This is a genomic window from Streptomyces sp. Ac-502 (assembly GCF_045222935.1).
Taxonomy (GTDB): Bacteria; Actinomycetota; Actinomycetes; order Streptomycetales; family Streptomycetaceae; genus Streptomyces; species Streptomyces monomycini.
Genome location: NZ_JBHFFO010000012.1, coordinates 95,154 through 107,731 on the forward strand (window position 1 = coordinate 95,154; position 12,578 = coordinate 107,731).

Below are 12,578 nucleotides of genomic sequence, written 5' to 3' on the forward strand. Positions count from 1 at the left end.
GCCCTCGTACGCAGAGGGTGGGCAGAGGCCCGCCGGAGCTCGATCTGTCTGGTCCCTGCAGGCACCGCAGAAGCCTTGAGTCCCAGACGCCCCGGGGTTCAGCAACTCCGAGTACGGCAGGAGCTCCGCCGGTGCGGCTGCTCCGCACCACGGTTGTCTGGCAGCGGAGCACCGGTGGCCGCGCTGTCAGCCCTACGCCTACGGGGCAGGACGATCGTCGTGCCTACGGCCGCTCTGCCTTCGTCATCCTCAGGAACAGCGCGGCGGTTCCCCAGATAAGTGCGATGAGGACGCACAGGAGCCATCCGCCGATGTTGCCGTTGATGCCGAGGACGATACCCAGCACGACACCGATGGCGGCCAAGATCGAGCCGAACAGGAAAAGGCGTTTGACGGACGCCTGCTGCTCCATGGACATTCCAAGGCGCGGCATGTCGTTTCCCTCTTTTCTGGGCATAGGCAGCGACTGTGATCGCCGCACCGGTGAACTGGACAGCGGTCCGCTCGGGCTCAGCCCCCATACGGTGCTCCGCCTCAGGCTGTCAGCATCGCCACCTCTCGAGGATCGAGTGCTTGGTGCCGTGAGGAGACGGTCATGGCTCCTCACGCCCTCGGCCGCAGAAAGGCGTTGGGTGGGGCGGAGAGCAGCCTGCGAACTCCCTGCCTCGCCCAGGGCACTGTTGGCGGCCCGATCCCGGGTATGGAAACGCCCTGCTTCCGGCGCACATCTGGAAGCAGGGCGTTGGGACGAACAAGGCCTCAGGCCGCCCAGGCGGGCGCGAGGCTACTTCCTGAGGCGTCCCGATTCCGTCAGTGAGGGGGGCGGGGTTTTTTTCGTCCCTTGTTGGCCCATCTCCCAATCAAGATCATGTAAGTGAACAGGACAGCCAGCAGGCCGAGTCCCACGGGAACTCTCCCAGCGTATGGAAGACCGTCCATCCAGAGAATGATTGGCCACATCACCGCGGCCAAGGCTCCGAAGCCGAGCAGGAAGACCGCCAGCCTTGCCGGGTAGCTCTTCATGTCTGTCCAATCTCGGGACGGGTGGGAGCGCGACGCGCTCCCACCCAAGCACTGTTGTCCTGAACACAGGAGCTGCAGGTTCGCTGTCTGTCAGCGTTGCCGTGAGGCTGTATACGCGGCCTTTCCGGCCTTGAGGGCTGCTCCCGCTCCGCCGGTGGCGGCGCCGATGGCTCCCTGCTTAAGGCAGGCCTCCGTTTTGGATTCCCCGTCGATGGCGGCTGTGATGACGCCTCCAAGACAGCCTCCGGCTGCTCCGCCAGCGACCGGTCCCACTACTCCGTCGAACAGGGTGCTGGCAACGGTGCCGGCGACGGCGCCCGTGATCTCTCCGAGGAAGCTGAGGCCGCCCGGGTCGATGCGGTTCACGGGGTCGCCTTCGGCGTAGAGGTAGGGGTTCTTCTCCTGGCCGGAGGGGTCAGGCTGGGTGAAGCGGCCGACGCTGGGGTCGTAGTAGCGGGCGCCGAGGTGGTAGAGGCCGGTGGGGTCTTGATAGCCGCCTGCGAACCGGTAGGGCTGGGGGACCTGTTCGGTATTGGCGGCGCGGGCGACGCCCCGGGGGCTGTAGCCGTAGCTGTTGACCTTCGCGCCGGTCTCGTCGGCGAGACCGACGACGGAGCCGAGGGCGTCGGTGAGGTAGTAGTAGGACTCGCCCCCACGGTTCATGGAGTTGAGTGTGCCCCGCGGCTCGCGGACGAATCCGGTGTCCGTGCCGCCGGTGGTCTGCCCGGCCAGGCCCAAGGGCCCGTTGTGGAAGACGGTGTCACCGAGGCGGGTGCGCTCGCTGTTGTCGGTCGAGCCGTACGCGGCGTCGTGGGTGGTGCCGCCGGTGGTGATGGAGGCGAGCTGGGAGAAGTCGGTCCAGCTCTCGTCGGTGCGGGTGGCCTCGGCGTTGGTCTCGTTGCCGGCGCCGTCGTAGGTCCAGGGCTTGGGGTGGGCGCTGCGGGCGGTGATCTGGGAGGCCGCGTTGACGGTGAAGGTGGTGCTGCCGGGGCACGTGTGCGCGGCGCCGAGGGAGGTGAGGTTGCCGGCCTGGTCGTAGCAGTACTGCCAGGCGCCGGTGGAGGTGCCGTTCTTGGTCTCGTTGGTGTAGGAGGTGCGGCCGGCGCTGTCGTAGGTGTAGGCGGTGTAGGTGCCGTCCGTCTTGTTGGTCACGGTGCGGATCTTGCTGCCGTCGGTCTTGTTGTCGGTGCCGTAGCGGTAGGTGTAGATGAGGTCGGTCAGGGTGCCTTTGGGGGAGGCGGCGGTGATGTGTTCGGGGCGGCTGGACTTGTCAGGGGTGACCTTCTGGACGGTGCCGCCGGGGTAGGTGGTCTTGGTGCGGAAGCCGTTGTTGTCGTACTCGTAGCGGGTGGTTTTGCCGGTGGGGTCGGTGAGGGTATCGAGGCGATTGGCCTTGTCCCAGGTGTAGACCGTCTTCCCGGTGGGGTCGGTGTAAATCTCGACGTTGCCGGCCGCGTCGTAGGCCAGGACGGTCTGGGACTTGTCCTGCAGGGTGCGGACGGTCTCGCGGCTGAGTGCGTCGAACTGGTAGGTCACGGTGCCGGTGGCGTCGGTGCGCTCGCGCAGGTTGCCGTCGCCGTCGTAGCGGTAGGTGACCTTGGTGGTGGGGCTGGTGACTTCGGTGATGCGGTCGCGGTCGTCGTAGGTGTAGGTGGTCCTGGTGCCGCGGCCGTCGGTGACGGTCTTGGGGCGGCCGAGCGGGTCGTAGGTGTAGGTGGTGGGTTTGATCTGCGCGGGCGGGGTGGCCTTCTCCAGGTTGCCTTTCGCGTCGTAATGGAAGGTGGTCTTGGTGGCGTCCTGGTTGCGGCCGTCGTTGACGCTGCAGCGCTGACCCTCGAAGCCGCCGCAGGTGGGGGTGGTCTTGTTGTGGGTGAAGTACTGGTGGCCGCCGCCGGTGCCGGTCACCGCGATGCTTTCCGGGTTGCCGTTGGTGTCGTACTTGTAGGTGCTCTTCTCGCCGTCCGCGGTGGTCAGCGTGCCCGGCAGGTCGGCGCCGGCGACCGTTTGGTAGCCCGCGAGGGCGGAGGTGGCGCCGGTGGGCAGCTTCAGCGAGGTGGGGTTGTTGCGGGTGTCCCAGCCGTAGGTGGTGACGTTGCCTGGGGTGGTGCCGCTGCCCATCGCGTCGGTCGCGGTCTGCGTCAGGTGGTTCTTGTACGTCCTGGAGCGGGACTTGTCGTACGGATCGGTGACCTTGGTGACCTCCCCGTCGGCAGTGTGCGTATACACCGTCCGGTAGCCGCGTGGGTCGGTGACGGTGGTGCTGCCCGCGGCGGTGGCGGAGTCCTTGTTGGAGTAGGTGTACAGGTGGGTCGGGGCGTCTTCGCCGGTGCCGCCGTTCTCTTTGAAGCGGCGCATGGAGGTGACGCGGCCCAGGTCGTCGTAGGTGAAGACGGTGGCCCGCGACTCCGCCGTGGTGATCTTCTCCAGACGGTCACTGCCGTCGTAGCCGAAGGTGGTGGTGTGGTCCTCGGCGTCGGTCGTACGGAGCAGGTGCCCCTTGTCGTCGAGTTCGTAGGCGACGGTGCGGCCCGCGTTGTCGGTGGCCTTCCAGTGCGTCGCATCTGCCTTGACCAGGTCGATGAAGCGGCCGGAGCGCGTCTCGGTGACCTTGAAGCCCGTGGATGCGCCGTCGCTGGTCTTGTGGCGCTCGATGGTGATGACGCCGTGGTTGCGGTCGGTGACCTTCGTCAGCGAGCCGTGGGCGTCGTAGGTCTCCTTCGACCCGGACTTGCGGTCGGTCAGGGTGAAGGAGCCGTCCGCGTTCTTGACCAGGTCGCGGGAGTAGCCGACGGGGGTGGTGAAGGTGCCGTCGGCGTTTTTGGTGAAGCGGACGGTGGCGCCGGTGGCGTCGTACCAGATCACCTCGCCGGTGTAGAAGGTGTCCAGCCACCGCTCGTAGCCCTGCCACCACGGGGTGGACACCATCCCGTACGGGCCGGGCAGCGAGTTGTAGGTCCGCGTCAGCTGCAGCTTCTGGCCCACTCCGGCGATGTCGAAGTCAGTGGCGGCCAGCATCAGGTTGCCGGTCGAGTAGTCGATCCGGCCCACCAGCGCGTCGGTGACGCGGAAGTCGTCGATCTGGTGCCAGGGCACCGCGCCCTGCCCTTCGGGCACGAACGACGTCACACCGGCCGATGGCCGCACCGCCGGAGCCGGGGGAGTGCTGTGGCCGGCGAGACGTTTCTGCTGGCGCAGGCCCCAGGCACGCTGCCCCTGCGACGGGGCAGCCTGCGCGTGGGACGTCGGCGGGCGGTTCACACCCGGCTTGACCGCGGGCATCGCCGCCCGCCCATGCTCACCCCAGGCTGAACCCTGGGTCTGGGGGTGGGGCGGTGCGGCCAGTGCCGGCAGTATCCCTGCTGCGAGGGCGGCGGCGGTGGCGGCGGCGGTCACGGTCAGGCGCGTCTGTCTGCGGGCACGCCGAAGCGGCATGCCCGTGGCACGTAAGTGCGTCATCTTCCCCCACGGAAGAAAAGCCGCGGTAGCCCCACTGGCCACCGGGACCGCACAAACTGTCACAGGACACTCACAGAAATCCTGCTGTTCCCCGGAACGCCCAGGCCAGGCAGCCAGTTCCAGCCGTCTCCCGCACCGGTTTACCCAGGTCGTTTATGCCATCGGCATGGAACGCACAGGGCACAGGTGGCAGGGTCCTGCGGGATGACGGCTAGAACATCACTGCGGATGCCCAGCTTCCACCCCCGCAGGTCACCACTGGGCGAACCCTTCGGGCCACGTGCTGGTCCAGGCGCCCGGTTTCACAGGAGCCTGAGTGTCAGTGCCTGAGCGAAGTGATCCGCTGCCCGTCTCGCGAAGATGCCGATCGCGTCGGGCTGTCCGCACAAGACTTCTGGATCTTCGACTCCCGGCTGGCCACTACCAGCTGATGAACGCCGCTCACGGAGCCGGTGGCCGTCCATACCTACGTCCAGGTACGGGATGCGACCGGGCGTCACGCTGTGCCGTGCGGGCAGTACGCGGTCCGGGCGACCGCGGGGGAGTAGTAAGCGCCCGGTGAGCACCGACGGCCAGCAGGCTCGGCAGAGTCGGCGCAGGCTTGTGCGCGCTTCGCCGTACCTGCTTCGGAGGCCAGGCTCGCCGGTGCCCGGTTGGGGCGTGCAGGCAGCCAAGGTGCCGAAGAGCAGGGGAGCTTGTGTGCCCCGTTGCGAACCTGCGCCACAGAACGGGTGTTGGGACGGGGCGCGCACGCAGTGTCAGGTGCGGAGGTACCGAAGCCGCACGGCCCCCAAGGGCCGTGCGGCGGAACCATGCGCCTACACCAGCCAGGCCTTTTGGTGCTTGTTCGTCACGGTCGGCACTGACCGGGACTCAGCACCGCTGGTGCCGCCCACTGCCGGGGCGCGGTCCTCGGAGCCGCACCCGAAGCGGCCTCAGCCATGTCCGGGGCCGTGTCCGGGTGACCTGATGACATCAGATAGGGGAGAGATGACGTTTCTGCAGGTCAGAGCGCTGCAGGAGTGTCTGTTGTGTCGCCTGTGAGGGGACATCGGCCTCTTCCCGCGTCCCTTCTGAGGAGACAGGAAGGGGCGAGAAGGTCAGGTCTGCCGACGTTCAGGAAGTCCGAGAGGTCAGGAAGGCTGACTTATGGGGGTGGCGGTGCCGGTGTTCGCGGTTTCCGGCGACCGAGCCTCCCCGGGATTTCCGGCAGGGACGATGTCACCCCTGGGGTGACACACGACGCGCCGGAGGTCAGTAATGCCGACCTGGAGGTCAGAGGGGCTGACCTTCTGCTACGTTGCTGCGTGTCCTGATCTTGAAATATGGAGAACGTCCGTGTCGGAGCCGCAGAGCCGCCGTCGTGCCGCCCAGCCTGCGCACGTCCCCGCCCACAATGATCCGGACGATCCGCTGCAGGCCTTCGGGTCCCGGCTGCGGGCCATCAAGGACCTGGACGAGGTGGCCCGCCGGCATCCCGACCGGGAACTGACCCTCGGCCGCAGGCGCCAGAAGCTGGAGTTCTACTCCAGTGCTGAACGGCCCAACGCGTTCGCGATGGCCAGCCTGGAGTTCTTGCTCGTCATCGCCCAGTACTACCGCGAGGCGCTGCCCCTGCGGCTGATCCTGCTGCTGATCGCCGGACAGCGGGCCGGCGGCCAGATTCCCATGACGCAGGACGACATGGCCGCGATCCTGGATGTGCCCCGGCAGAAGGTGAACCCGGCACTGCAGGAGATCATGCAGCACGGCATCGTGCTGCGGCGGCGGCCGGGTGTCTACCAGTTCAACCCGCCCTACTCCTACGTCGCGGCCGAACTGATTCGCGGTGCCGAGGGGCGGACCGAGTATGTTCAGGTGGATCAGCAGGACGCCTTGAAGGAACTGCGGGCAGGAAGCCTGCCCGAGCTGGTGCGTTACCCGTCTCTGCAGCACATGCGCGAGGCCATCGACGAGCTGCGCAAGGAACGGGCCGCCAAGCGCCGGGAACGGCGCCAGCGGTTCGAGGCCCTGGGGGAGAAGGAGCAGGAACAGTGAGCAAAGGTCTGCTGTTCGCGCCGGTCAACGCCGAGGGCGTGGTCGCCGCGCTGGACCTTCCGGGCACGGCCTACCGCGTCCTGTGCATCCTGAGGTCCCGCAGTGAGGCCGGCGGCCGGGTCGAGATGGGGCAGAACCAGATCGCGGCCCTGCTGCGGCTGAGCCGTCCCAGCGTCACCTCCGCACTGCGCGAGCTGATACTCGCCCGGCTGGTCACCAAGCAGCGCAACGGCGTCTACCGGATCAACGCCATGCTCGCCGGCTACGAGTCCTTCTCCGACGCCCAACGCGCCATCGACGCGATGGACATCGTCGACCGCCTGGACGAGCCGACCTTCGTGGCCCGCTACCACCAGGCCGTCGAGGACTACCGCGAGAAACTCGCGCTGGAACGGCGCAAGAAGCTCCGCGTCGCCTGATGAGCTGACGCCGGTACGCAGGACAGGCGTTACGCGGTGGCCCCGCCTGGGGCCGGCGCTCTATCGGAGTCTTTGCGCTGGGGCGGCGGGGCCGTGTGACGGGCGCGGTCCGATCTCGATGCGAGCGGAGGGGGCTGCGCATGGGGTGTTGTGCCGTCAGTCCAGTACGTCGTAGGTGCCGGCCGGCCAGTCGGCGAACAGGGTGTGCTGGACTTCGGTGCGCTCGGGTTCTCCGTCCGCTGCGGGCCAGTGCAGCTCGACGGGCTCGTAGGCGGCCAGGACCCGGTCGTGGTAGCCGTTGAAGTCTCCGGGGTCGGAGGCCACTCCGATGTAGATGGGTGCGTCATCGGCAAGGTCCTTGAGGGCCTCGCGAAGACGCCCGGCCGTCCACGGCTCGGGGGGCGTGGGTGATGGTGTCAGCCATGCCGGGAGTATCCCAGCGGTGCTTCCCTCTGCGGGCGTCGAACACGCCCGTGTACCGCTGGGCTTACCCAGCGGTACACCCGGCGCTCCCTTTCCGTCGAGTCGCCGCCGCGCGATTCCCGGGCGGCTGGTCGAATGAAAGGGTCGGCGAGGCTCACTGACAGTCGGGGTAGGTGCAGTCCTCCCGGCCACCGGAGTGGGATGTGGGCGTCAGGTACGGCTCCCAGGAGTCCGGCGTGTCCGCCGGGGCCCGGCCCGGCGCTGCGGACGTCGCGCTGTGTGCGGGGTGAACGGGACCGGCCGCCTGCGCCGGCTGTGCGGTCCCGATGAACGCCAGGGCACCGATCACAACGGCGGCGGAACCGAGGCCTGCCCGTTTTCCTGTTTTTGTCATTGCCAGCCTCCTCAACAAGTGTACGTATGGGCTTCGTTGTTGTATCCACGGTCACAGAAGCAGGGCAGTGGATCGTCCTCCGCAGGGAGGCAGCGGCCATACCCCGCCGGGCGCAGTCCGGGTGCCCTGGCGGCTCGCCGGCTCGGCGGCGGGACGCCAGGCGGCACGGCCCGCCGCCGGTTCGGTCTCCGGCCTGGTGCCCGCAGCACAGCAGCTCGGCAAATCCATCGCAGTGCCCGTCGCCGGACTCGTCTCCTACGCCCCGCTGCCGATGCGGATACCGCGTTCCGGCACGCCATGCTCTGTCCGGTCGCCGCCTTCACGATTACTGCGCTGGCCAGGCCTCCCGCTCCGCGGCAGGCCTGGCGCCGAGCCCGGTCGGTGCCGGCGGGACCGCGGATCCTGTTCACCGGGGGAGGGCCGGTGACGGCTGGGCGCCGGCGTCCTCAGAGCCAGCCGCGCCGCGCCGCCTGGACTCCCGCCTGGAAACGGGTGGTGGCGCCCAGCCGGTTCAGGAGCGCGGAGACGCGTCGTACGACGGTGCGGCGGCCCACTCCCAGGTGCCGGGCGATCGCGTCGTCGGTGGCGCCGCTGGCCATGAGGGTCAGGATCTGGCGGTCCCGGGAGTCGAGCTGCGTGCCGATGCCCGCTGCCGAGACCGGAACGGCGAGTCTCCACAGGGTCTCGAAGACATTGGACAGTGCCTGGAACAGGCTGGACGGGCGGATCAGGAGGGACACGATCCCGCAGTGGTCGTCGGCGGCGAGGGTGACCACCGCCAGATCGCTGTCGCAGAGGGCCAGCTTCAGGGGCGGGGTGTCCAGGGCCCGCGCCTGCTCTCCCGCTTCGATCATGCGGGCCATGTTGGGCCACGCGACGGGGTCGTCGAACGCGGAGCTGTGGTAGATGGCACGGTAGACGACCCCGGCGGCCATGCGTTCGCGTTGCAGCGTTTCCTGGGCGAGGTAGTGCTCGGACGTGCCGGAGTACGGTGGCACGTCGATGACCCGGATCTGGTGGCGCGCCGACTGCTGGAGCTGCCGGCTGACCGCCAGGAGGCGCGCGGGGTCCTCGACGACTTCCAGCGCGCCGTAGTGGCCGGCGTCTTTCCTGGCGAGACGGTAGAGCCGTTCCAGCTCGGTGCCGGTCTGGCGCAGTGCTGTGCGCAGGGCGTCATCGCGCTGCAGCAGCGCCTCGATGACCTGCGTGGGCGGTGCCGCTTCCCAGGAAGCATCTGCGGCCTCGGGGGCCGTCGTGACGACGACGTTTTCGGCGGCGAGTTCTGTGAGCACCGTGCGGACGGCGGTCTCGCTCAGGCCGGTCCGGGCTGCCAGCCGTGCGGCGGACTCGTGCGGGTGACTGACCAGAAGCCGGTAGACCCGTCCGCGGTCGGAGTGCGGGTCCAGCACGTCGTGCACGACTTCCCCTCGCCGTACCGGGCCGGACCGTCCGGCTTCCGGAGCGTACTGCGTACGTAGCGCACTGGCGCCAGTGGCCCATCTGCGCCACCCGGGTCTATGGCGCCACGCGGGGCAATGGGGTGTGATTCCCGGTGACCGGCTGAACCATCCGTCCCGTGGCCTTCACCTCTTCTCGAGGACATCTGATGAAATCAGCTCTGCCCGCCCGGCTCCTGCGTGCGAAGGCAGCAGTCGTCGCCGCGGCCGCAGCCCTCCTGCTCCTGGGCGCCCCGTTCCCCTCTGCCGGGGCAGCGGGCCCGAAGCCGCCGGAGATGAACGACGGTTTCGGCCTGACCCAGGTCGGCGGCGCCACCGGCTCCGCCACCAACTTCGTCATCACCGTGACCACGCCCGAGGTCGCCGGTGAGCACCGCATCCGGATCCTGCTGCCCCGCGGCTACGCCGACCACCCCGAAAAGCGCTACCCGGTGCTGTACTTCCTGCACGGGGCGTCCGACGATCCGGGCAACCCGAACCTGGCCTACCCCGCTCTCACCGCGGCACAGTCGATGATCACGGTGATTCCGGACGGCGGCCGACGGGGCTGGTATGCCAACTGGCTCGACCAGGGCACCGTCGCCGGCGCGCAGAACTGGGAGAACTTCCACATCAGCCAGGTGGTCCCGTTCATCGATGCCAACCTGCGCACCACCGCGAACAGGAAGGGGCGGGCTGTCGCCGGCCTGTCGATGGGCGGATTCGGCTCGTTGCACTACGCCCAGCGGCACCCCGGTCTGTTCAGCCAGGTCGCCACGCTCTCCGGTGCCAATGAGCTTTCGATGAACCACGCCGTCATGCGCGCGGCCGTCGTCGCCACGCTCACCAATGTCGGCGCCCCGCTGTGCGGCAGTTCCAGCCCCACCTGCAGCCTCGATTTCGGGCCCCCGGTGTCCAGCGACGCCGTCTTCGGCACGCCGTATCCGATCCTGGGCGCCGACTGGCGCTGGAACGAGGCGGACCCGGTCTCGCACATGGACGTCCTGGCCCGGGCCGGGACGGGCGTGTCGATCTACACCGGCAACGGCAAGGGCAGTGCCACCGAGCCCGAGTTCTGGGTGCAGTCGGCGTCGCAGCACGCCAAGGAGCGTCTGGATGCCCTCGGGCATCCCGCGCACTACGTGGACTACGGCGACGGGTCCGGCTGGGGTACCGCGTGCGACGGCGGCCACACCAGCGGCTGCTGGGCCCAGGACCTCGTGGACTTCGTCCCGCGGCTCGAAGCCGCCTTCGCGGCATCTGCCTGACCTTCCGCTCCCGACAGACAGGACTGCGCACATGATCAGACGACTGGGCATTCTGCTGCTGAGCCTCGCGGTCATCTGGACCGTGACGGCCGGCGCCGCCCGGGCCGAGGCGGGCAAGCGCGTCCACAACGGGATGCAGATTCTCTTCAGCCCATCGCTGCCGTTCGCCTTCTGCACGATCGGTGCCGTGGGCACGGACAAGTACGGCCACCGCATCGCCGTGTCGGCGGGCCACTGCCTCAAAGACCCCGACGGTACGCACGCGGACCGAGAGATCCCCGAGGACATCGCGCCCGTGTACGACCGGGCGGACACCGGGTTCGGCCCGATCGGGTATGTGCGCTACTTCAAGGACCCCGAGGGCTCGGGCACCGGCCACATGACCAAGGACTACATGGTCATCGAGCTGGTTCCGCAGGTGACGCTCTCCTCGCAGGGCCCCTACCTGAAGCAGACCGGCGAGGTGAAGGTCCCCGGCGGGACCGCCAGCCCGAACGCCCCGCACCCCGCACTCGACACCGAGCGGCTGCTCGCCGCCGGCGACAACGAGCTCATCGTCTCGGGCCAGACGGGGGTGTGGTTCGGAACCATCATGGACAACACCGGCGGCATCTACCGGTCCGCGGCTGCGAACCTGACCGGTGACTCGGGCGGCCCGGCCATCTGGCACGTGCCGGGAACCGAGCTTCCCTCCCCGGACAACAACTTCCAGGCGTCCGGCCCCTGGGCCGGGATCACCAAGGCGATCACCTTGTCCCTGCCGCCGTTCGAGTACACCAGCTCGGCCAACATCCTCGCCGACCTGCGCGCCCGCGACCGCGCCGCCCCCGCCGGCGTCTTCGGCGCGGGCTTCGAGGTGACCGCCAACCCGTAAGGCCCGCCCCGCACAGCACCGCCGGGGCAAAAAGCCGCTCAGGTCATCCACCGGATCCGTCTCCACGGACCACCCCAGGAGGGAGAGCCTTGCCCATCACCATGCCGTCCAGACGTGTGTTCACCGCCGTACTCGGCCTGCTCGCACTGGTGGCCGCGCTGCTCACCACGGCGGCGCCCCCAGCACACGCCGCAGTTCCCGCCTTCGAGCTCAGCCCGCTGGTCCCGGCCGGCCCCGACTACCAAAAAGGCTCCGGGCCGAGGTGGAGTACTGGACCCTCGGGAAGATGGCCGACGCCGGCCTCAACAACGAGGACCAGGACGCCGCCGCGCCGCCGGGCGGATGGGACGACCTGAGCAAGCCGTGGCCGCGCAAGCACGGACTGGTCTCCCGCACCGCCGGAAAGATCTTCATGCAGTACACGGACGTGGAGACCGGCGCCGTCTCGACGTCCTCGTGCTCCGGCAACGTCGTCAGCAGCGCCAACCGCAGCGTCGTACTGACCGCCGCCCACTGCCTGCGCATCCACACCCCGCTCAATGTGGGCTTCGGCAACGTCGTCGCCACCAACATGGTCTTCGTCCCGGGGTTCAACGGAGCCAGCCTGCCCCGCGACCCCGCCAGCACCCAGCTGCCCGGCAAGGACATCGCCCCCTACGGCGTCTGGGGAGTGACCCGCCAGTGGATCACCAACACCTGGAGCCAGAGCGCCGACTGGCTGCTGGGACGCGACATGGCCGCGGTCCTGGTCGCCAACCCCGACGACCCGCGCCCGATCGGCGAGGTCACCGGAGGCCAGGAGGTCGGCTTCAACCAGCCGCAGAACCAGACCCACCACATCTTCGGCTACCCGACCATCAACGAACGCAACTACTACCGCCCCGGCAACGTGCCCACACCGCTCCAGCGGACCTTCGACGGCCGCAGCCTCATGGTCACCCAGGGCACCACCCGCAACGACCCCGTCTACTACAACGACGTCATGGCCGGCGCACAGTCGCCCGGCTGCAGCGGCGGCGCCCTGCTGCAGAACTTCGACCCCACCACCGGAGCAGGCCTCCAGGTCGGAGTCTTCTCCCGCTACGACGACCCCGCCCAGATCATCGGCATCCTCGGCTGGATCCAGGGCCCCAACATGAGCGCCACCCACTTCGGCACCGAGGAACAGGCCGTCTACAACGCCGCCCAGGCGGCGAGCCCGGCGTAGGCCCGCCGGCACGCCCGACACCGTGCAGGTAGCCACTCAGG

The 12,578-nt window shown here is 68.8% G+C and carries 9 protein-coding genes; 5 read left to right on the forward strand and 4 right to left on the reverse strand.

Translation table 11 applies throughout. The annotated features are described in order from the left end of the window. Positions 1 to 223: 223 nt before the first annotated feature. Together ACEXOX_RS47300 and ACEXOX_RS47305 are read right to left on the reverse strand one after the other, a co-directional pair. Positions 224 to 412 (reverse strand): hypothetical protein, encoded by a 189-nt coding sequence (locus tag ACEXOX_RS47300; RefSeq protein WP_406527143.1) that lies wholly within the window; start codon positions 410 to 412, stop codon positions 224 to 226. A 701-nt stretch (positions 413 to 1,113) separates the two neighbouring features. After that, positions 1,114 to 4,455: an RHS repeat-associated core domain-containing protein gene (locus tag ACEXOX_RS47305; protein ID WP_406527144.1), complete on the reverse strand. Its 3,342-nt coding sequence runs from the start codon at positions 4,453 to 4,455 to the stop codon at positions 1,114 to 1,116. A gap of 1,362 nt (positions 4,456 to 5,817) precedes the next feature. Between ACEXOX_RS47305 and ACEXOX_RS47310 the strand changes: the two genes are divergently transcribed. Further along, complete coding sequence (locus tag ACEXOX_RS47310) at positions 5,818 to 6,516, forward strand: hypothetical protein (RefSeq protein ID WP_406527145.1); 699 nt, start codon at positions 5,818 to 5,820, stop codon at positions 6,514 to 6,516. Next, the gene (locus tag ACEXOX_RS47315; RefSeq protein WP_406527146.1) at positions 6,513 to 6,935 is read left to right on the forward strand and encodes a MarR family transcriptional regulator; all 423 of its coding nucleotides are present in this window, start codon (positions 6,513 to 6,515) and stop codon (positions 6,933 to 6,935) included. Before ACEXOX_RS47310 ends, ACEXOX_RS47315 begins: the two co-directional genes overlap by 4 nt. A gap of 156 nt (positions 6,936 to 7,091) precedes the next feature. Here the strand turns inward: ACEXOX_RS47315 and ACEXOX_RS47320 are convergent, their stop codons facing one another. Beyond that, positions 7,092 to 7,550, reverse strand: a complete 459-nt coding sequence (locus ACEXOX_RS47320; RefSeq protein ID WP_406527147.1) for a DUF6225 family protein — start codon at positions 7,548 to 7,550, stop codon at positions 7,092 to 7,094. A 648-nt stretch (positions 7,551 to 8,198) separates the two neighbouring features. Next, positions 8,199 to 9,170: a LuxR C-terminal-related transcriptional regulator gene (locus ACEXOX_RS47325; protein WP_406527148.1), complete on the reverse strand. Its 972-nt coding sequence runs from the start codon at positions 9,168 to 9,170 to the stop codon at positions 8,199 to 8,201. A gap of 188 nt (positions 9,171 to 9,358) precedes the next feature. Between ACEXOX_RS47325 and ACEXOX_RS47330 the strand changes: the two genes are divergently transcribed. The 3 genes from ACEXOX_RS47330 to ACEXOX_RS47340 all read left to right on the forward strand — a co-directional run bounded on the left by ACEXOX_RS47330 (position 9,359) and on the right by ACEXOX_RS47340 (position 12,537). Then, complete coding sequence (locus ACEXOX_RS47330) at positions 9,359 to 10,456, forward strand: alpha/beta hydrolase (protein WP_406527149.1); 1,098 nt, start codon at positions 9,359 to 9,361, stop codon at positions 10,454 to 10,456. A gap of 31 nt (positions 10,457 to 10,487) precedes the next feature. Next, on the forward strand, positions 10,488 to 11,330 hold the full coding sequence (locus ACEXOX_RS47335) for a hypothetical protein (protein WP_406527150.1): 843 nt from the start codon (positions 10,488 to 10,490) through the stop codon (positions 11,328 to 11,330). 286 nt (positions 11,331 to 11,616) lie between these two features. Beyond that, positions 11,617 to 12,537, forward strand: a complete 921-nt coding sequence (locus tag ACEXOX_RS47340) for a trypsin-like serine peptidase (RefSeq protein WP_406527151.1) — start codon at positions 11,617 to 11,619, stop codon at positions 12,535 to 12,537. The last annotated feature ends 41 nt before the right edge of the window (positions 12,538 to 12,578 follow it).